Source organism: Mesorhizobium sp. WSM4983, assembly GCF_029625765.1.
In the GTDB taxonomy this organism is placed as follows: Bacteria; Pseudomonadota; Alphaproteobacteria; order Rhizobiales; family Rhizobiaceae; genus Mesorhizobium.
Genome location: NZ_JARTVM010000001.1, coordinates 21681 through 41795 on the forward strand (window position 1 = coordinate 21681; position 20115 = coordinate 41795).

The 20115-nt window shown below is 63.1% G+C and carries 16 protein-coding genes; 8 read left to right on the forward strand and 8 right to left on the reverse strand.

Going from position 1 to position 20115, the window contains the following annotated elements; translation table 11 throughout:
• Positions 1 to 7 precede the first annotated feature (7 nt).
• Together P9254_RS00175 and P9254_RS00180 are read left to right on the forward strand one after the other, a co-directional pair.
• A complete protein-coding gene (locus tag P9254_RS00175; protein WP_278054547.1) occupies positions 8 to 799 on the forward strand; it encodes an ATP12 family chaperone protein in 792 nt (263 codons plus the stop codon).
• Between the two features lie 179 nt (positions 800 to 978).
• Complete coding sequence (locus tag P9254_RS00180) at positions 979 to 2868, forward strand: MFS transporter (protein ID WP_067321442.1); 1890 nt, start codon at positions 979 to 981, stop codon at positions 2866 to 2868.
• Positions 2869 to 2945: 77 nt separating this feature from the next.
• Here the strand turns inward: P9254_RS00180 and P9254_RS00185 are convergent, their stop codons facing one another.
• Complete coding sequence (locus P9254_RS00185; RefSeq protein ID WP_067321438.1) at positions 2946 to 3140, reverse strand: DUF2735 domain-containing protein; 195 nt, start codon at positions 3138 to 3140, stop codon at positions 2946 to 2948.
• 308 nt (positions 3141 to 3448) lie between these two features.
• On the opposite strand from P9254_RS00185, the gene P9254_RS00190 reads away from it, so the two are divergent.
• Entirely contained in the window at positions 3449 to 4489 is a 1041-nt protein-coding gene (locus tag P9254_RS00190) for a glutamine synthetase beta-grasp domain-containing protein (protein ID WP_278055897.1), read from the forward strand.
• Positions 4490 to 4732: 243 nt separating this feature from the next.
• On the opposite strand, the gene glnA is transcribed toward P9254_RS00190, so the two are convergent.
• The gene (glnA, locus tag P9254_RS00195; RefSeq protein WP_066989632.1) at positions 4733 to 6142 is read right to left on the reverse strand and encodes a type I glutamate--ammonia ligase; all 1410 of its coding nucleotides are present in this window, start codon (positions 6140 to 6142) and stop codon (positions 4733 to 4735) included.
• A 60-nt stretch (positions 6143 to 6202) separates the two neighbouring features.
• Complete coding sequence (locus tag P9254_RS00200; RefSeq protein WP_006205430.1) at positions 6203 to 6541, reverse strand: P-II family nitrogen regulator; 339 nt, start codon at positions 6539 to 6541, stop codon at positions 6203 to 6205.
• Between the two features lie 346 nt (positions 6542 to 6887).
• On the opposite strand from P9254_RS00200, the gene P9254_RS00205 reads away from it, so the two are divergent.
• Together P9254_RS00205 and P9254_RS00210 are read left to right on the forward strand one after the other, a co-directional pair.
• Positions 6888 to 8414 carry an NAD(P)H-hydrate dehydratase gene (locus P9254_RS00205; RefSeq protein ID WP_278055895.1) on the forward strand — a complete coding sequence of 509 codons (1527 nt, stop codon included), beginning with the start codon at positions 6888 to 6890 and terminating at the stop codon, positions 8412 to 8414.
• Complete coding sequence (locus P9254_RS00210; RefSeq protein ID WP_442920299.1) at positions 8297 to 10414, forward strand: hypothetical protein; 2118 nt, start codon at positions 8297 to 8299, stop codon at positions 10412 to 10414. Before P9254_RS00205 ends, P9254_RS00210 begins: the two co-directional genes overlap by 118 nt.
• A gap of 4 nt (positions 10415 to 10418) precedes the next feature.
• Here P9254_RS00210 and waaF read toward each other — a convergent pair whose 3' ends face one another.
• From waaF to P9254_RS00225, 3 genes are all read right to left on the reverse strand, one after another.
• Positions 10419 to 11438, reverse strand: a complete 1020-nt coding sequence (gene waaF, locus P9254_RS00215; RefSeq protein ID WP_127216686.1) for a lipopolysaccharide heptosyltransferase II — start codon at positions 11436 to 11438, stop codon at positions 10419 to 10421.
• A gap of 60 nt (positions 11439 to 11498) precedes the next feature.
• Positions 11499 to 12275, reverse strand: a complete 777-nt coding sequence (locus P9254_RS00220) for a glycosyltransferase (RefSeq protein ID WP_245322435.1) — start codon at positions 12273 to 12275, stop codon at positions 11499 to 11501.
• A gap of 410 nt (positions 12276 to 12685) precedes the next feature.
• A complete protein-coding gene (locus P9254_RS00225; protein WP_127403587.1) occupies positions 12686 to 14218 on the reverse strand; it encodes an acyl-CoA carboxylase subunit beta in 1533 nt (510 codons plus the stop codon).
• Between the two features lie 398 nt (positions 14219 to 14616).
• Between P9254_RS00225 and P9254_RS00230 the strand changes: the two genes are divergently transcribed.
• Positions 14617 to 16065 carry a DEAD/DEAH box helicase gene (locus tag P9254_RS00230; RefSeq protein WP_278055890.1) on the forward strand — a complete coding sequence of 483 codons (1449 nt, stop codon included), beginning with the start codon at positions 14617 to 14619 and terminating at the stop codon, positions 16063 to 16065.
• Between the two features lie 65 nt (positions 16066 to 16130).
• Here P9254_RS00230 and P9254_RS00235 read toward each other — a convergent pair whose 3' ends face one another.
• Both P9254_RS00235 and P9254_RS00240 read right to left on the reverse strand, forming a co-directional pair.
• Positions 16131 to 17120, reverse strand: coding sequence for an alpha/beta hydrolase (locus tag P9254_RS00235; RefSeq protein ID WP_095825446.1), 990 nt, complete (start codon positions 17118 to 17120; stop codon positions 16131 to 16133).
• A gap of 163 nt (positions 17121 to 17283) precedes the next feature.
• Positions 17284 to 18129, reverse strand: coding sequence for an SDR family oxidoreductase (locus P9254_RS00240; protein WP_066989643.1), 846 nt, complete (start codon positions 18127 to 18129; stop codon positions 17284 to 17286).
• A 194-nt stretch (positions 18130 to 18323) separates the two neighbouring features.
• Between P9254_RS00240 and P9254_RS00245 the strand changes: the two genes are divergently transcribed.
• Complete coding sequence (locus P9254_RS00245; protein WP_127324070.1) at positions 18324 to 19358, forward strand: cysteine synthase A; 1035 nt, start codon at positions 18324 to 18326, stop codon at positions 19356 to 19358.
• Positions 19358 to 20101 (forward strand): alanyl-tRNA editing protein, encoded by a 744-nt coding sequence (locus tag P9254_RS00250; RefSeq protein WP_127324071.1) that lies wholly within the window; start codon positions 19358 to 19360, stop codon positions 20099 to 20101. Before P9254_RS00245 ends, P9254_RS00250 begins: the two co-directional genes overlap by 1 nt.
• The last annotated feature ends 14 nt before the right edge of the window (positions 20102 to 20115 follow it).

The following is a 20115-nucleotide window of genomic DNA, read 5'->3' on the forward strand; positions in this document are numbered from 1 at the left end:
GTTCGAGATGCGCGACATCCTCAACGACCTCGAAGCGGGAAAGCAGCTTTCAGATCCCGATCCGGTGCGCCGCGCCCAGATCCAGATGAAGACGCCGCTGCCGAAGCGCTTCTACAAGGCGGTTTCGGTAGTGCCGGTCGAAGGCGGTTTTGCCGTCCATCTGGACGGCAGGCCGGTCCGCACGCCGGGAAAGGCGCTGCTGGTGTTGCCGACTGAAGGAGCCGCGACGCTGGTTGCTGACGAATTTTCCGCCCAGCGCGAGATCATCGACCCTGTGACCATGCCGGTGATGCGCCTTGCCAACACGGCACTCGACGGTGTGGCCAGCGACCCGCAAGCGGTGCTGGAGGATGTCCTGCGCTTCGCTTCGTCGGACCTGCTTTGCTACCGAGCCGATGGCCCGCAGGGGCTGGTAGACCGTCAGAACAGGCTCTGGGATCCGGTTCTCGATTGGGCAAGAAGCAACCTCGGCGTGCGCTTCAACCTCGCCGAAGGTGTCATCCATGTCGAGCAGCCGCGCGAGACGATCGCCGTCCTTGGCGCTCATCTTGCCCAGCGCGCCGAGCCGCTGCGTCTGGCCGCGATCCACGTCATGACCTCGCTGACCGGCTCAGCGCTGCTGGCGCTTGCCGTCGACTTCGGCGAGCTCGACGGCGAGGAGGCCTGGGCCGCCGGCCATGTCGACGAAGACTGGCAGATCGAGCACTGGGGCCAGGATGCCGAAGCCGTCGCGCGCCGCTCCGCCCGCAAGCGCGACATGATGGCGGCAGTCAGCCTGCTTGAGTCGCTCAAAGCCTGAGCGCCGCTTCGCATTGCATCTAATACCAAAGTCATAATCCCATCGTCGCGGTGCCTTTCCGGGGCGCTTTCTGCCATTTTTTCCTTCGTTGGCCGCGTTTTTGAGTCCGCGTTCGGAGGAATTGCGGACGGTGGCGCGCAGCCATCGAGGACAGACGGGATCCACGGGAGGATATATCAATGGCAATGGCATCGACCGCCGGCGGAAAAAGCCGCGGCATGACGCGGGAGGAAAAGAAGGTCATCTTCGCCTCCTCGCTCGGTACCGTTTTCGAATGGTACGATTTCTATCTTTACGGTTCGCTGGCCGCCTTCATCGGCGCGACCTTCTTCAGCCCGACCATCCCCGAGGCGACGCGCAACATCTTCGCGCTGCTGGCTTTCGCCGCCGGCTTCCTCGTCCGTCCCTTCGGCGCGCTTGTGTTCGGCCGCATCGGCGACCTCGTCGGCCGCAAATACACCTTCCTCGTCACCATGACGATCATGGGCCTGTCGACCTTCCTGGTCGGCCTGCTGCCCGGCTATGCCAGCTGGGGCATCGCGGCGCCGGTGATACTGATCGGGCTGCGCATGCTGCAGGGGCTGGCGCTTGGCGGCGAATATGGCGGTGCCGCAACCTATGTCGCAGAGCACGCGCCGGACGATCGCCGCGGCTTCTACACCTCCTGGATCCAGACGACGGCAACGCTCGGCCTATTCCTGTCGCTGATCGTCATCCTCATCGTCCAGGGTTCGCTCAGCAAGGAAACCTACGCTGCCTGGGGCTGGCGCATTCCCTTCATCGTCTCCTTCCTGCTGCTTGCCATTTCGATCTGGATCCGGCTGTCGCTTTCGGAGTCGCCGACCTTCCAGCGCATGAAGGAGGAGGGCAAGGGCTCCAAGGCGCCGCTGTCAGAAGCCTTCGGCCAGTGGAAGAATGCCAAGATCGCGCTTCTGGCGCTGCTCGGCCTCACCGCAGGCCAGGCCGTGATCTGGTACAACGGCCAGTTCTACGCGCTGTTCTTCCTGCAGAACGTGCTGAAGGTCGACGCGTGGTCGGTCAACGTTATGATCGCGATCGCGCTTGCCGTCGGCTCGATCTTCTTCGTCGTGTTCGGCTGGCTGTCCGACAAGATCGGCCGCAAGCCGATCATCATGGCCGGCCTTGCTTTGGGAATCGTCTGCACCTTCCCGCTGTTCAAGGCGCTGACCTGGGCCGCCAATCCGGCGCTGGCCACCGCACAGCAGAACACGCGCGCAACGGTGACCGCGGCCCCCGGCGACTGCAGGTTCCAGTTCAATCCGGTCGGCACGGCGAAGTTCACGACATCCTGCGATATCGCGACCTCGTTCCTGACCAAGAACTCGGTGCCTTACGACGTCGTTTCGACCGCGGCACCCGGCACGGCCGCCACGGTCAAGATCGGCAACGAGACGGTGCAGTCCTATGACGCCGTCGCCGCCGGCGATCAGGCCAAGGCCAAGGAGGCCGCCTTCCAAAAGGCCGTCAACATGTCCCTGCAGGATGGCGGCTATCCGCTGAAGCGGGCCGCGGCCAAGGTGCCGGACCAGAAGCTCGACGCCTTCGTCGCAGCCAATCCGGAACTGAAGCTCGATGCCGCGGCGATCCGCGGCGGCGAGAAAACGACCGTTCCGACCGACAAGGCGGTGGCCGACAAGCTGCTGACCAAGGAGGAAGCGGCCGGCGCCCCCGAGGTCACCGTCTACAACATCCCGGGCGGTGGTGCCTTTGCCATGGTCGCCGATCCGGAGGCGGTGAATTGGCCGGTGACGATCGGCATCCTGTTCATCCTGGTCGTGTTCGTGACCATGGTCTACGGGCCGATCGCCGCAATCCTGGTCGAGATGTTCCCGACCCGCATCCGCTATACCGGCATGTCGCTGCCTTACCATATCGGCAATGGCTGGTTCGGCGGCCTGCTGCCGGCAACGGTGTTCGCACTCAGCGCCTACAAGGGCGACATCTATTACGGCCTCTGGTACCCGGTGGTGATCGCCGCGATGTCGCTTATCATCGGCATGATCTTCGTCAGGGATACGCTTGGCACCGATCTGGACGCCAAGCAGTAGCCGATCCTCGGCAAATGAAGAGCCCGGCGCGAGCGATCGCGCCGGGCTTTTTCTCGTCTCGAGCTGGAAAGAATTGGTCAGCTCTTGCGCTGCTTGTGTTCTTCCTCGATTGCCGCCTGATGGTACCAGCCGTCGAAATCTGCGTGCGTATTGCGCAACGAGGCAAGCTCTGCCGCGAATTTCGCCTTTGCGCCTAAATTTGAGGCAGACGCCCGGCCTGCAAGCGGGAACATCAGGATCTTTGCCGAAGGACGGGACGTGGTGACATCCATTGGCGGCCTCCTACCTCTTCAGGAGCAAGTCGATTCAAATCTGTTCCCAAGATAGGTTCTGCGATTCATTTAGGCAATATGCTCACAAAAAGATCAGTCGCTGCACAATATTTATGCAGAAAGCGCGCCTGAACGATCGCCGCGCATTGCTGCGCAGGCTCAGCAAAATCAACGCTTTGCGATGACCATTTTGCCGCACCCTGGACGAGGAGAGTGGCATACGAATTGCATTTTAGCGCACGGCAGGCCGGCTCGGTCCGGCCATGCGTTGATGCCGCCCCGGCGTCCAAGCAACGAGAGGCACTGGAATGACCAAATACAAACTCGAGTATATTTGGCTCGACGGCTACACCCCGACCCCCAATCTGCGCGGCAAGACCCAGATCAAGGAGTTTGCCGAGTTCCCGACGCTCGAGCAGCTGCCACTGTGGGGCTTCGACGGCTCTTCCACGAACCAGGCCGAAGGCCGCAGCTCCGACTGCGTGCTGAAGCCGGTCGCGCTCTATCCGGATCCGGCGCGCACCAACGGCGTTCTCGTCATGTGCGAAGTCATGATGCCCGATGGCGTCACCCCGCATGCTTCGAACAGCCGCGCGACCATCCTGGACGACGAGGACGCCTGGTTCGGCTTCGAGCAGGAATATTTCTTCTACAAGGATGGCCGCCCGCTCGGCTTCCCCGAGAGCGGCTATCCGGCGCCGCAGGGACCTTATTACACCGGCGTCGGCTACAAGAATGTCGGCGATGTCGCGCGCCAGATCGTCGAGGAGCATCTCGACCTCTGTCTCGCAGCCGGCATCAATCATGAAGGCATCAACGCCGAAGTGGCCAAGGGCCAGTGGGAGTTCCAGATCTTCGGCAAGGGCTCCAAGAAGGCCGCCGACCAGATCTGGATGGCGCGCTACCTGCTGCTGCGCCTTACCGAAAAGTACGGCATCGACATCGAGTTCCACTGCAAGCCGCTCGGCGATACCGACTGGAACGGCTCGGGCATGCACTGCAACTTCTCGACCAAGTACATGCGCGAAATCGGCGGCAAGGCCTATTTCGAGGCGCTGATGGCCCAGTTCGAAAAGAACCTGATGGATCACATCGCCGTCTATGGTCCGGACAACGACAAGCGCCTGACCGGCAAGCATGAGACCGCGCCTTGGAACAAGTTCTCGTATGGCGTTGCCGACCGCGGTGCCTCGATCCGCGTGCCGCACTCCTTCATCAAGAACGACTACAAGGGCTATCTGGAAGACCGCCGCCCGAACTCCCAGGGCGACCCCTACCAGATCGCCTCGCAGGTCTTGAAGACGATCTCGGAGGTCGCGACCGACGCGAAGGTCTCGGCTGCGGCGTGATGCCTTAACTGCGTCGGCGGCATTCCCCGCCAGACCATCGAAGATTAAAAAGCCCTGGCGAAAATGCCGGGGCTTTTTTATAGGCCTGGCTCGCTTGGCGGCCATGAGAAGCCTCGCTCTCGCGACAGTGCTGGCCTGCTGTTCTGACGAGGCCCGTCCTGCGGCCTTTCCGCCCTCTGGCGAGCTGTTCACGAAAAAACCCCGGCTTTCGCCGGGGTTGTTTTCTGTCGGGAATGCAGTCGCTTACACCGAATAGTACATGTCGTACTCGACCGGGTGCGGGGTCATTTCGAAGCGCATCACCTCGGCCATCTTGAGCTCGATATAAGAGTCGATCTGGTCGTCGTCGAAGACGCCGCCTGCCTTCAGGAAGCCGCGGTCCTTGTCGAGGTTCTGCAACGCTTCGCGCAGGGAGCCGCAGACCGTCGGGATCTTCTTCAATTCCTTCGGCGGCAGGTCGTAGAGATCCTTGTCCATCGGCTGTCCGGGATGAATCTTGTTCTTGATGCCGTCGAGACCCGCCATCAGCATGGCGGCAAAGCCGAGATAGGGGTTCGCGCCCGGATCGGGGAAGCGGACCTCGACGCGCTTCGACTTCGGCGAGGAGCCGAACGGAATGCGGCAGGAGGCCGAACGGTTGCGCGCCGAATAGGCGAGCAGCACCGGCGCTTCGTAACCCGGCACCAGACGCTTATAGGAGTTGGTGAGCGGGTTGGTGAAGGCGTTGATCGCCTTGGCGTGCCTGATGATGCCGCCGATGTAGAAGAGGCAGGTTTCCGACAAGCCGGCGTATTCGTTGCCGGCGAAGGTCGGCTTGCCGCCCTTCCAGATCGACTGGTGCACGTGCATGCCCGAGCCGTTGTCGCCGAACACCGGCTTCGGCATGAAAGTGGCCGTCTTGCCATAGGCATTGGCGACCTGGTGCACGACATACTTATAGATCAGCATCTTGTCGGCGTTGCGCACCAGCGTGTCGAACTTGATGCCGAGTTCGTGCTGGGCGGCCGCGACCTCGTGGTGATGCTTTTCGACGCGCACGCCCATTTCAGCGAGCACTGTCAGCATCTCGGAACGCATGTCCTGGCAGGAGTCGATCGGCGGCACAGGGAAGTAGCCGCCCTTGATGCGCGGCCGATGGCCGAGATTGCCGGTCTCATAGTCGGTGTCGTCGTTGGACGGCAGCTCGGTCGAGTCCAGGCGGAACCCGGTGTTATAGGGATCGGCCTTGTACTTGACGTCATCGAACACGAAGAACTCGGCTTCCGGGCCGACATAGATGGTGTCGCCGATGCCTTCCGACTTCATGTAGGCTTCGGCTTTCTTGGCGGTGCCGCGCGGGTCGCGATTGTAGGCCTCGCCCGAGATCGGATCGAGGATGTCGCACAGGATCACCATGGTCGACTGGGCGAAGAACGGATCCATGTGGACCGTATCCGTGTCCGGCATCAGCACCATGTCGGACTCGTTGATCGCCTTCCAGCCCGCGATCGAGGAGCCGTCGAACATGACGCCGTCGGCGAACATGTCTTCCTCGACCTCGACGACGTCCATCGTCACATGCTGCAGCTTGCCCCTCGGATCGGTGAAGCGCAGGTCGACGAATTTTACATCGTTGTCCTTGATCTGCTTCATGATGTCTTTGGCTGTCGTCATGTCATGTATCCCTGTGTGCTGACGTTTTTTGATGATGACGGTTCAGGAAGACGGGTGGAGTCAGACCGCGTCCATGCCGGTCTCGCCGGTGCGGATGCGGACGACTTCCTCGATGTTGGAGACGAAGATCTTGCCGTCGCCGATGCGGCCGGTCTGCGCCGCCTTGCGTATGGCTTCGATGGCGCCTTCGACGGCGTCGTCGCCGAGCACGACCTCGATCTTCACCTTGGGCAGGAAGTCGACGACATACTCGGCGCCCCGATAAAGCTCGGTATGGCCCTTCTGCCGACCGAAACCCTTGGCTTCGGTGACGGTGATGCCTTGCAGCCCGGCTTCCTGAAGCGCTTCCTTCACTTCGTCCAGCTTGAATGGCTTGATGATCGCTTCGATCTTTTTCATGTAGAAAGTGGCCTCCACTGCCAAAGAGCCGGGTTGCGCGCCCCGCTTGCGCCTTCATCAAGCACGAAGCGTGCCAATTACCAGAGGTTGAGGGCGGTATCGGGCGATTTCCATGCCTTGCTGCACCCGAATGCAAATCCGCGTCATCCGCTGCATCGGATGCGTCATCGACGCCCAAAGCCTATACATCGCTCCTCCATCCGTCTGCGCAAAACTTGAGCAGATAGCGCAATTTGCAGGCAGATTCCCCTCCGGGCGCCCACCGCTCTGGGATGCATACGCCCGCCGCTGTTTGCTTCGAGCCGCAAATCGGACAATGCTTGATCGGATGGAGATCGGCAATCCCATGCGCAATGAACTTCTTTCCCCGTCCGAAATGGCCGAAGCCGACCGGCTGGCGATCGCACAAGGTCCGCTCGACGGCTACGGATTGATGCGCCGGGCCGGCGAGGCCGTGGCGGCCGTGCTCATGGCGCGCTATCCGGCGGCGGCACGGGTGCACGTGCTTTGCGGACCCGGCAACAACGGCGGCGACGGCTATGTCGTGGCGAGCCTGCTCCGGAAGAGCGGTGTCGACGTTGCGTTGTGGCGATCGGGCGAACCGCGCGCGGGCAGCGATGCCGCGCTGGCTGCAGCCGATTGCCCGTTGGAGCCACGACCGCTATCTGCCTTCGCGGCCGAACCGGGATCGCTGGTGGTCGACGCGCTGTACGGAGCGGGGCTCTCGAAAGCACTGTCGGGCGATGCCGGCCGGGCCGTCCAGGTCGTTGCGGTTCTCGGCTTGCCGGTCGTCGCCGTGGACCTGCCCTCGGGCGTTTCCGGCGAAAGCGGCGCCATCCTCGGCAGCGCATTTCGGGCGGTCGTTACCGTGACGTTCGCGCGAAAGAAGCCGGGGCATCTGCTGCTGCCGGGGCGGGAAATGAGCGGCGAGATCGTGCTCGCCGATATCGGCATCGGTGACGACATCATCGCTCGAGTCGCGCCGCGCAGTTTCGAGAATGCGCCGGCGCCCTGGCTGCCTGTCTTTCCGGTTCCGGCCGTCGATGCGCACAAATACAAGCGCGGTCATGTCAGTGTCTTTTCGGGCGGTCCTGCGGCCACCGGTGCCGCGCGCCTGTCGGCGCTCGCAGCCGCAAGAAGCGGGGCAGGGGCGGTGACGGTGCTGTCGCCGGCGAATGCCATGCAGGTCAATGCCGCTCATCTGACATCGATCATGCTGCGCAAGGTCGACGCAGTTGCCGATCTCGGTGCGTTCCTTGCCGACCGCCGCCCCTCGTCCTTTGTGCTCGGCCCGGGGTTTGGCATCGGCGAAAAGGCGCGCGATTTTGTCCTGGCGCTGCTCGGCGCCGGGCACGCGCAGGAGACCGGCGTTGAAGGGCTGGTGCTCGACGCCGACGGCATCACCTCGTTTCGCGACGTGGCTGAGACGCTTTTCCAGGCTGCCCGAAAGTCCGGCGCCCCGGCGCTGGTGATGACGCCGCATGAAGGCGAGTTCGGCAGGCTGTTGCCCAAGGTCGCGGGCGACAAGGCTCTTTCCAAACTCGGCAAGGCCCGCGCGGCGGCGGCGCGAGCCAACGCCGTCATCGTCTACAAAGGCGCCGACACGGTGATCGCAGCACCAGACGGCCGCGCCGCGATCAACGGCAATGGCGCGCCGTGGCTTGCCACCGCGGGTTCGGGCGACGTGCTGGCGGGCATCATCGCCGGGCTCCTGGCACAAGGCATGCCGGCGTTCGAAGCGGCCTGCGCGGCTGTCTGGATACACGCCGAAGCCGGCAGCCGGTTCGGACCCGGCCTGATCGCCGAGGATTTGCCTTTGGCGATGGTGCCTGTGCTGCACGCGTTGGTCGAGAATGGGATGGCTGCCCGATGATGAGGCTGGCGATCCTTGTCGCGGTCGCTGCCATCGCTGTTCTTGGCGTGCGGGCGGCTGATGCTGCCGGTCGTCCGGTCACGGTCGTGGACGATCCGCAGGTGCTCGCCAAGCTCGACGCCGATGGCTTCGGATTCGCCGGTATTTTTGGCATCAGCGGCAAGGATGATCTGAAAACGCTCTATGACGCGGCGCCGGCCTACCACGCCATCGTCGACACCGTAGCGGCCGATGTCGCAGCACTGCGCGCCGACCTGAAAGCAGGCGGCCGGCCGCTCTATGAGGTGACCGACGGCAATGTCGGCCGCATCATCGACATGCGCTGGCTGAAGACCGACGCTGCGCGTTTCCGGCTGGTCGGCGTCGTCAACCGGCTCGACCGGCGTGACTTCGCAAAGCTCGGTGGGGAAGTGGGCTGCGGCGAGGTGCGCTTCATCTACCGCCTTGCCTATAGTTTCAGGAAGAACGGCAAGGTGTTGGCCTCGAGGCTGCCGTTCAATTTCAGTGCCATCTACCGCGCAGCTCCCGACGCCGACGGCGGCTGTACCGGCGTCGCCGGGCGCTGGACGCCGCAGATCGACGAAGCGGCGGATGCCGGGTGGCTGTCCGGCGGACCGCTGGATAAAGCGAGCCTCTCCTTCAAGCAGCTCGAACTCAACGCTCAGGTGGTGCGCTTTCCTTCCGGCCAGGAGACCGAATTTGGCGGTCAGGCCGCCTATCTCATGCGCATCTTCGGTATCGACGGCACCACAATCAGCCAGAAACCGCTCGAAAATACGCCGGACACCATCCGCCTTGCGCAAGACGCGCGGTTGAAGGCGAGGCTTACGGACTATGTCCGCGCCAATGCCGGTGCAATCGATCTCGGCGTTTACGAAATCCCGGATGAATTCCTAGCGAAGAAGGTCATCTCCTGGTCGACCTTCGGCAGTGCCAGGCAGGCCAATCATCCATTCACGCCACTGTTCGAACCGGAGGCGCTTGCCGGGGTCGACTATTCGAAACTGACATTAGCGCGCACGGCTGAAGCCCTGATCGAGCGGCTCGACAACGGCGCCTGCCATGGCTGCCATCAGGCGGGCTCGACCGCAGGATTCCATTTCATCGGCCTCGACGATAGCACGACTTCGCCGCTCAACCGCATCGAAGTCGGCATCTCGCCGCATCTCCATGCCGAGATTCCGCGCCGCGAGGCGTGGCTGCAGGCGACTGTGGAAGGCAGAGAAGCGAACGGGTTTCGCCCGTTGTCCTTCGCACCACCCGCCGCGTGGAAAGACACCGGCGAGATCGCCTATACGCCGGCCGAGACGACCATGCCGTGCCTGGTGCCGGAAGACGCCGCCCGCTTCGGCAGCAGCTGGCAATGCGGAGCCGGCACGGTCTGCACACCGATCGCGACCGCTACAGGGGTTAGGACGAAACTGGCGCAATGCCTGCTGCCGAAGGAGAGCCGGAACATCTTTTCCGGCCATCCCTGCTTGACCGGAACGATTGCCAGCGACACCGCGCAGCCCTTCAACGACCGTTACAACGTCACCGGCCAGTTCGCGGCGTTCGCGCCCGCCATTTCACGCACCGCCTATACCTGCCGGCCGCCCAAGATCGGTGTGCCAGGCGGCTTCGCCTATCGCGGCTGCGACGCGAAGGATCTGGCCTTCTCCGCTTTCAAGGCTGGCAAGCCGATGCCGAGCGAAATCTGCGGCCTGGTCGGCGGCAAGAAGTTCGATATTTGCGTGGCGACCAACAATTTCGACCAATGCCTCGGCGGCGCAGTTAATCGCGGTAACCGTCCGGCCTGCTCGGCCGATCGTTTCTGCCGCGAGGATTATATGTGCCAGTCGCTGCCGTCCGACACGCCGGGTGCTGGCAGGGTCAAGGGCATCGGCTTCTGCTCGCCGACCTATTTCCTGTTCCAGATGCGCATCGACAATCATGCGACGCCGTGGACGAACACCGCCCGCGCGAGCATGAGCGCGGGCTTTGGCGCCACCGAGGAGTAAGCGGTCATACCGGTTGGGGTGCGTATTTTCCGACGCTTGCCGCCAGCGCTTCGAGCACACGCTGCTCACTGATACCGCGCGTGTTCAGGACCCAGCTCGGTATCGAGATCGGAGGCTCGATGAAGGTTACCTGCTCGTTCAAGGGTCCATGCACGTAGGATCGGTTCGAGCCGAAGATGAGCACGCTTGGAATGCCTAAGGCGCCGGCTGCATGGGACACACCGCCATCGACACCGAGAAAGACGGTGGAGGCCGCGATCTGGTGCATGGCCTCCGCAATGTCGGGCGTCGAGGTGAAGTCGATCGCCTCAGGCAACAAGGCGCGAATCTGGGCGGCAGCCTGGCGTTCGCGCGGACCGCCGACAAGCCAGACGGACCAGCCCCGTTCGATATGCTTTCGCGCGACCGAGACGAAGCGCTCGGGCGGCCAGGAGCGCATGTTCTCGAAATCGGAAGTATAGAGGGAAAGCACCGGCCTTGCCGGATCGACGCCGTTGCGCCGGCGCCACTTGGCAACGTCTTCGGACGAAATCGCCAGCCGCGGGGCCGGCAGCTGTTTTTCTTCGGCGGGCTGCTTGCCGAGGAGCGCGATCGCACAGACCTGTTCGACGAGCCTTGTCTTGCGCGGGCCGAAGGCCACGAAGGTTCTCAGCCATCCCGACGGCAGTCGGTTGACGATGCCGAACTGGAGCTCGCGCGGATATCCAATGCGCTCGGGAATGCCCGCCAGCCACGGCACCAGGGCCGCCTTGGTGCTGCTGGTGAGCAGATAGGCTGCGTTATAATTCTCCTGGCGGAGTTCGCGCGCCAGCCGCGCCCGCTCCTTGAGACCGGGGTTCCAATGCCTTTCAACGGTCCAGGCCTTCCGGACATGCGGCATCAAGCGCGCCAGGGGCGCGGCCAGCGGCGAGGTGATGACGTCGATCGGCTGTCCAGGAAACGTCGCTGCTATGATTTGAATTGCCGAATGGCAGCGGATGAAGTCGCCGATTGCCGGCAAGCAGAACACGAGAATGGGGCGCAACGCGCGATACCTTTTCGATCCGACACAGTCGCCGCGAACGGCGAGCATGCCGGTTCCTTGTCACGGAAGCGCTTCGCCATCAAGGATGCGGGCATAGAGTTCCAGATAGGCCTTCGCGGTTTTCGCGATCGGAAATCTGTCGGCGGCAGATTCACGGCATTTGCGCATGCACAGGTCTGCGACCTCGGCAAGACCTTCGGCGAACTCCTCGTCGCTCTCGAAGAATCGGCCCGTATCCGTGTCCACCGTCTCCGGCAGGGCGCCGCGCGCTGTGGTCAAAACGGGCGTGCCGCACAGCATCGCCTCGACCGGCGCATTGCCGAAAGGCTCTTCCCAGGCGATCGGATTGAGGAAGGCCTTCGATGCGCCCAGCAGGCGCAGCTTGTCGTCGCCGTCGACGACGCCGTTGAAGCGATAGCGGCGGGAAAGACTCTTGAAAAAGACCCCCTCGCGGCGGGTCCGACTTCGGCCGAGCAATTTCCACCGCGAGCCGCCGGCGATATCGAGGGGAAAGTCGAATTTCCTGGCGAGCTCGACTGCCCGGTTCAAGCCCTTTCCGGCGCGTGCGATGGCCGCCATGAAGAGGAGGCGATCACTCTTCGATTCGGCCAGCCGATAGTCATCCACCGGAAAGCCGTTGTAGACGAAGGTCTTGCGGCCGTGCAGCTGGGCGTGCCGTGCGCTGATGAAGCTCCAGTTCGGTTGCGGCCGCGGATAATCCGGTAAATGGCCCCGCTCGGTGTTGAGGGTCGGGAAGTCAACCTCGACCTTCCACGCATGAAGGTGGACGATTTGGGTGTCCTTGGGGATCGCCGCGCGGCACTCGGCATCGCTCACAGCATGCCGGACTTCGCACAGTGGATGTGACGATCCAGGGCCCGCCACGAGGACGACACGGTGGCCCTGCCTGACCAGTTCAGTGGCCAGCCAGTCGACCTGACGTTCTATCCCGCCGTAGCCTTTGCACGGAACGACGCCCATTGTTGCAAGGGTTATTAGCATTCAGCACCGTCATCACATTGATGTGATTTCAATGTGATTAGAGGTTGCCAGTTGTCAACCTCCGACGACGGATTGCGTAAGCCAGAGTTCCAGCCGCCCGCCGGCTTTCGAGGTTCCACCGATTGAGATGGTCGGCGACTCCCCGTCGCGAGGCCAAGCGGAAGGAGAGGGGCTAAGCAACGAGAATAACGGCGGACCTGCCGAAATGCTTGCCAGCTACAAGGACCAGTCGCGACACCACCGCCTCACAGCGGAATGTTGTCGTGCTTCTTCCAGGGGTTCTGCATATCCTTGTTGCGCAGCATGCGCAGCGCCCGCGCGATCCGGCGGCGCGTCGAATGCGGCATGATCACCTCGTCGATATAGCCGCGTTCGGCCGCTACGAAGGGCGACAGGAACCGATCCTCGTATGCTTTGGTGTGGGCGGCGATCTTCTCCGCGTTGCCGATGTCCTTGCGGTAGATGATCTCGACCGCGCCCCTTGCGCCCATCACCGCGATCTGCGCCGTCGGCCAGGCATAGTTCATGTCGCCGCGCAGGTGCTTCGACGCCATCACGTCATAGGCGCCGCCATAGGCCTTACGGGTGATCACGGTGATCTTCGGCACGGTGGCTTCGGCATAGGCGAACAGCAGTTTTGCGCCATGCTTGATCAGCCCGCCATATTCCTGCGCGGTGCCTGGCAGAAAGCCTGGAACGTCGACCAAGGTAACGATCGGGATCGAGAAGCAGTCGCAGAAGCGCACGAAGCGCGCCGCCTTGCGGCTGGCGTCGGAGTCGAGCACGCCGGCCAGAACCATCGGCTGGTTGGCGACGAAGCCGACGGTTCGCCCCTCCACACGGCCGAAGCCGGTGACGATGTTCCTGGCGAAGCTCGCCTGGATCTCGAAGAAGTCGCCTTCGTCGGCAACCTTCAGGATCAGTTCCTTGATGTCGTAGGGCTTGTTGGCGTTGTCCGGAATCAGCCGGTCGAGCGACATGTCATGGTCCGTCACCGACTGGTAGCATTTGATCTCGGGAATCTCTGCGGTATTGGACGCCGGCAACAGGTCAATCAGCCGGCGCATCTGCAGCAGCGCCTCGACGTCGTTGTCATAGGCGCCGTCGGCGATGGAGGATCGGGTCGTGTGTACCGTGGCGCCGCCGAGGCTTTCGGCCGTCACCGTCTCATTGGTCACCGTCTTCACCACGTCCGGCCCGGTGACGAACATGTAGGAGGTGTCGCGCACCATGAAGATGAAGTCGGTCATGGCCGGCGAATAGACATCGCCGCCGGCGCACGGGCCCATGATCAGCGAAATCTGCGGGATGACGCCGGAGGCGAGCACGTTGCGCTGAAAAATCTCGGCATAGCCGCCGAGCGCGGCCACGCCTTCCTGGATGCGTGCGCCGCCCGCGTCGTAGAGGCCGATGATCGGCGCGCGATTGCGCAGCGCCATCTCCTGCACCTTGACCACCTTCTCGGCATGCGCCTCAGACAGCGAGCCGCCGAAGACGGTGAAATCCTTGGCAAAAAGGTAGACTGGACGGCCGTTGACGGTGCCCCAGCCTGTGACGACGCCGTCGCCCGCGATCTTGGTTTTCTCCATGCCGAAGTCGGTTGAGCGGTGCTCGACATACATGTCGAACTCCTCGAACGAACCCTCGTCGAGGAAGACGTCGATGCGCTCGCGGGCGGTGAGCTTGCCCTTCTTGTGCTGGGCCTCGATCCGTTGCTTGCCGCCGCCCATCCGGGCGATCTCGCGGCGGCGCTCGAGTTCCTTCAGCACGTCCTTCATCGCTGCCCCCACAATAGAAAGGTGGTTTGTGGTAATCGTGAGGGGAGCGCAGCGCAAGCGTCGCTTTTCGATCGGCGTTTTGTTGCGCTGCAACATCCACCCTTGCATTTTGCGGCGGACTCGGCCATATGCGGTCGCATAGGCGCTTGGGCCGAACTTCGGCTTTCTCCACCAATTGAGACTGGTTGCGTCTGTTTTCCCTCTTTCCGGTGGGCCCTCCCGTCGATCGGCAAGCTGGCGAAAGAGCCCCGGGGCATGACGCCTGCGGGCACGACAGCGCAGCCGCGCGGACGCTCCCCGTCCGCCGCCTTGTCGTTTCCTGACAATTTTTCGACGGCAGGTTGCGCTCCTGCCGCCATGATGTTTGCGGCCACAGGGCCGCGTGAAAGAAGACTATTTTGACCAATGAAAATCAGGCGGACCAGAACGGTTTCGCTACCCTTGGAATCACCGGCGCGCTGCTCAAGGCCGCCAATGCCGCGGGCTTCACGGATCCGAAGCCGATCCAGGTGCAGGCGATCCCGCCGCAGCTCGAAGGCCGCGACATATTCGGCATTGCTCAGACCGGTTCGGGCAAGACGGCGGCTTTCGCGCTGCCGATCCTGTCGAAGATCATCGGGCTCGGCACGAAGCGCCGGCCAAAGACGGCGCGCGCGCTGATCCTGGCGCCGACACGCGAGCTAGCGGTACAGATCGAGGACACCATCAAGCTGCTCGCCAAGGGCGCGCACATCTCGACCGCGCTCGTGCTCGGCGGCGTCTCCCGCTACAGCCAGGTGAAGAAGATCGCACCCGGCGTCGATATCCTGATCGCCACGCCCGGCCGGCTGACCGACCTGGTGCGGGAAGGCGACCTCATCCTTGCCGATACCAAATGGCTGGTGCTCGATGAGGGCGACCGCATGCTCGACATGGGCTTCATCAACGACGTCAAGCGCATCGCCAAGGCGACCGCGCCGAACCGCCAGACCGCGCTGTTCTCGGCCACCATGCCGAACGAGATCGCGGAACTCGCCAAGGGCTTGCTGAAGGACGCCGTCCGCATCGAAGTCTCCCCGCAGAGCACGACGGCGGCCGAGATCGTGCAAAGCGTGGTGCTTGCCCGCACCAAGCAGAAGCGCCAAGTGCTGTCCAAGATGCTGGCCGACGAGGCGATGCGCTCGGTCATCGTGTTCTCGCGCACCAAGCATGGCGCCGACCGCGTCACCAAGGACCTTGCCCGCGACGGCTTCGACGCCGCAGTGATCCACGGCAACAAGTCGCAGAACGCGCGTCAGAAGGCGCTCAACGATTTCCGCGACGGCTCGGTGCGTATTTTGGTGGCGACCGATATCGCCGCGCGCGGCATCGACGTCCCAGGCATCAGCCATGTCGTGAATTTCGACCTGCCGGACGAAGCGGAGAGCTATGTCCACCGTATCGGCCGTACCGGCCGCAACGGCAGGGACGGCATCGCGATCACGCTTTGCGATCCATCGGAGAACGGCAAGCTGCGGCAGGTCGAGCGCATCATCCGCATGAAGCTTCCCGTCATTGCCGATCATCTCGGCAGCCCCGACCCGCAGCGCGATCCGAAGGAAAGGACCGAGCGTCATTTCGAGCCGGCCAATGACCGCGAGCACCATGGCGGCCGTCGTGACGGCCGCCGTCCCGGCAGCGGCAACAACGGCAAGAAGCGCTTCGGCGGCAAGCCCGGTGGCGAGCGCCAATTCGCGCCCAAGCCGCAAGGCGAACGTCCTGCGGGCGCCAAGCCGAATGGCGAGCACAAGCCTGATGGCTTCAAGCGCTTCAAGGGCAACAACAAGCGCCGCTTCGGCGGCAAGCGTCCTGCGAACCGGGCCGCTTAAAGTCGCACCGAGGTTTGATTGAAATCGCATAACGGCCGGAAGCAACGCTCCGGCCGTTGGTCGTCTCACGGACTTGATTGCTGCTGCATCAGCGCCTTCACCCACACCACGATCCGCTCTGTCAGAAAGCCCGTGGTCTGCGGCGATAGCGCATCGCCTGCAATGACGTGGTTGTCCGGATCGCCCGTATCGTCGACCGGCACCAGTTCGTGCGGACCGCCCCAGCGGCCGGCGACCTCGCGCGTGCGGTCCGGCCGGACCACCTTGTCGGCATCCGAGAAGATGAACAGGGCAGGGATGGTCGCCTTCTCGACCGGCGCGCGATAGGCGAGCTCGGTGAGCGCAGCCATCGGCAAGGCCGCCGCGATCGGATATTTGGTGGTCCAGAATTTTTCGTGCAGCGCATTGCGCGCCGGAAAACTGCGCTCCCTGCCGCCGACGAGCTCGGCAATCTCTCTGCCCCAAGGCAGTGTAAGGACCTCGGCGCCCGACGCCTTGACGCCGAAATTAGGCGAGATGAATGCGATTGCCGCGACGCCGTCGGAAGCACCAGGCTGGGCTGCAGCCCATGTCGCCAGTGAGGCGCCAGTCGAGGTGGCGATAACGATCACCTTCTCGCCGATCGCGCGCCCGATCGCCAGTGCCTCCTCATAGTCGTTGATCCAGGCATTCACGCTGCCTTCGGCAATGGCCGCGCCGTCCTGCCCGTGGCCGGTCAGGCGGGTGTAGAAGAGATTGGCCTCGATCTCCCCGGCGACGTCGTCCGGCAGCGGCCGGATCTCGCCCTTGGATGCCGAAAACCCGTGGATGTAGACGATCGCAAGCTTGGTCTTGGCGTGAACCAACGGATTCGCCCAGATGATCTCCTTGTCCAACCCGTCACGGATATTGGGCACGGCCGCTTCTTCGCGCGCCAGATAGGCCTGCGGATCGTCGCCGATCGCCGAAGGATCGAAACGGATCGTCGTATCGACCGCCACGCGTGGGCCGAGGTAAAAGCCTGAGAGGAGGATAACGACGAGACCCAGTACCGCAAGCAAGATCCGTCGCCCCATGACCGACTCCAAGCAACAATTCTCAACCTATGGCGGTGCCCACCGAGAGGCAATCTCTCGCGGATCAGCGGATGTCGTGCAAAGGCCTGCGACGGTTTTGCGAAACGACTTGCATACAAAGGCATAAAGCGCGTCGCCTGAATGCGTTTCAGCGCGAGGCGCTTTACGCCGCTTTGTCCGTTGGACTTTTTTCGCCCGGCGTCTTGCGGTCGAAATACAACGGCCGTCCCCGCCAGCTGGTGGTCAGCCCGATCACCAGTCGGCCTACGGGTCGCGGCAGCAGGCCGAGCAGCTTCAGCGGCCAGCTTATGTGATAGGGGAAGGTAACTTCGAAGCCTCCCCTCCGGATGCCGCGCGCCATGCGGCGCGATGCCCGGTGAACAGGCATCAGGCCCGGCATCGGCAGCATGTTCTTCTCGGTCAGCGGCGTGTCGACGAAGCCCGGATTCATCACCTGGATGCGGATGTTCATCTTGTCGAAGTCGTATTTCAGCGATTCCGCCAGGATGTTGATTGCCGCTTTGGTGCCGCCATAGGCGGCGGTGGTCGGCCAGCCGGAATAGGCCGTGACCGACCCGACCAGGACGACATGCCCGCGTCCTCGCGTGCGCATATAGTCGACCGCAGGCACCAGTCCGTTGACGATGCCGAAATAATTGACGGCGAAGGAACGATGAAAATCGCGCACCACGAGATGCTCACCGGGGGTGGCGATGTAGTTGCCGGCGTTGAAGACGGCGAGCACGATCGGCCCCATGTCTTTCTCGATCGCCGCGACAGTGCGTGCCATCCCTTCTTCGTCGGTCACATCGCAGGGAAAGGATTTCACGTGGCCGGCCATCTGCGCGGTCTCAACCAGCAGCGTATCGGCTGGATCGCTGGCCAGCGCCGTCACCGCGACGGCATAGCCTTGCCTCGCCAGGTCCTTGGCCAGCGCCCGGCCGAGGCCGCTGCTGCCGCCCGTGATCCAGGCGACACCGTCTTTCGGGTTGGCCCGGTAGAGTGTCATTGGAAGTCCTGCGAATTATCTGGGCTAGTGCTCTAGCGGCGAAGAAATGGGATGAAAAGAGCGCTTTTGGATGACATCGTTGAAATGCTCGGGAGCATTGCAGCGTCCCGAATGCGACTGGACCAGGCAAAATCTTGCCTTGAAACCGCGGCTTCCGGTTTTTAGGGTCTCGCCGCACGCATAAAGGAATCCCCATGCCCCGTAATGTGATCGAAGCGATCGGCAACACCCCCCTGATCCGGCTCAACAAGGCTTCGGACGCAACCGGCTGCGAGATCCTGGGCAAGGCCGAATTCATGAATCCGGGACAATCGGTCAAGGACCGTGCAGGCCTCTTCATCATCAGGGACGCCGAACATCGCGGATTGCTGAGGCCCGGTGGTGTCATCGTCGAAGGGACCGCCGGCAACACCGGCATTGGCCTCACGCTGGTCGCCAAGGCGCTCGGCTACCGGACAGTCATTGTCATCCCCGACACGCAAAGCCAGGAGAAGAAGGACACGATCAAGATCCTGGGAGCCGAGCTGATCGAAGTGCCGGCCGTGCCGTACAAGAACCCGAACAACTATGTGAAGCTTTCGGGGCGGCTCGCCGAGCAGATGGCACGGTCGGAGCCGAACGGCGCGATCTGGGCGAACCAGTTCGACAATGTCGCGAACCGCGACGGCCACATCCGCACGACTGCCGAGGAGATCTGGACCCAAACCGGCGGGAAGGTCGACGGCTTCGTGTCCGCCGTCGGCTCCGGCGGCACGCTCGCCGGCGTTGCGCTCGGGCTCAAGGCCAAGAGCAGGCACGTCAAGATCGCACTTGCCGATCCGTTGGGTGCTGCGCTCTACAGCTTCTATACCAGCGGTGAGCTGAAAGCCGACGGCAGCTCGATTACCGAAGGCATCGGCCAGGGTCGCATCACCGCCAATCTCGACGGCTTCACGCCGGACTTCTCCTACCAGATACCGGACGAGGAGGCATTGCCGATCATCTTCGATCTGATCCAGGAAGAGGGACTGTGCGTCGGCGGCTCGACGGGCATCAACATCGCCGGCGCCATTCGGCTGGCGCGCGAGCTTGGCCCCGGCCATACCATCGTGACGATCCTCGCCGACTACGGCACGCGCTACCAGTCGAAGCTGTTCAATCCCGAGTTCCTGCGAAGCAAGAACCTGCCGGTCCCAGGCTGGATGGACGAAAAACCCAGCATCCCGGTGCCGTTCGAAAAGGTGGCCTGATGGCGCAGAGAACCGAAGCGCTGTTTCGCGACGACGCCTATCTGAGCACGGCGGAGGCGCAAGTCGTCGCCATCAATGACCGCGGCGGCATCCTTCTCGACCGCACGATCTTCTATGCCACGTCGGGCGGACAGCCAGGCGATACGGGCATGTTGGAGCGCGCCGACGGCAGCCGCATCGCGATCGCCGCCGCCATCACCGGCGAAACCAAAGACGAGATCATCCATGTGCCGGCGCCTGAACAGGTCCTACCGGCCGTCGGTGAAAAGCTGAAGCTCGACATCGACTGGCGGCGGCGGCATCTTCTGATGCGTATGCACTCCGCGTGTCATCTGCTCACCGTCGTCTGCCCGTTTCCGATCACCGGGGCAGCGGTCGCCGAGGACGACAGCCGCGTCGATTTCGACATTCCCGATGCCGGCTTCAGCAAGGAGGACGTGACAGCGAGGTTGATGGAGCTTGTGCGGGCCAACCATCCCGTCTTCACGCGGCTGATCACCGACGAGGAACTTTCGGCCAATCCCGGGCTTGTCAAATCGAAGAACGTGCGGCCGCCCGTCGGCACCGGCCGCATTCGCTTGGTCTGCATCGGCGAGAATGCCTCAATCGACAGTCAGCCTTGCGGCGGCACCCATGTGAAGAGCACCGGCGAAATCGGCGAGATCCATATCGGCAAGATCGAAAAGAAGGGCCGCGAGAACAGGCGCTTCCGCATCCGCTTCGGGCCGATGCCGACGAATTGACGAGCAACACCTAC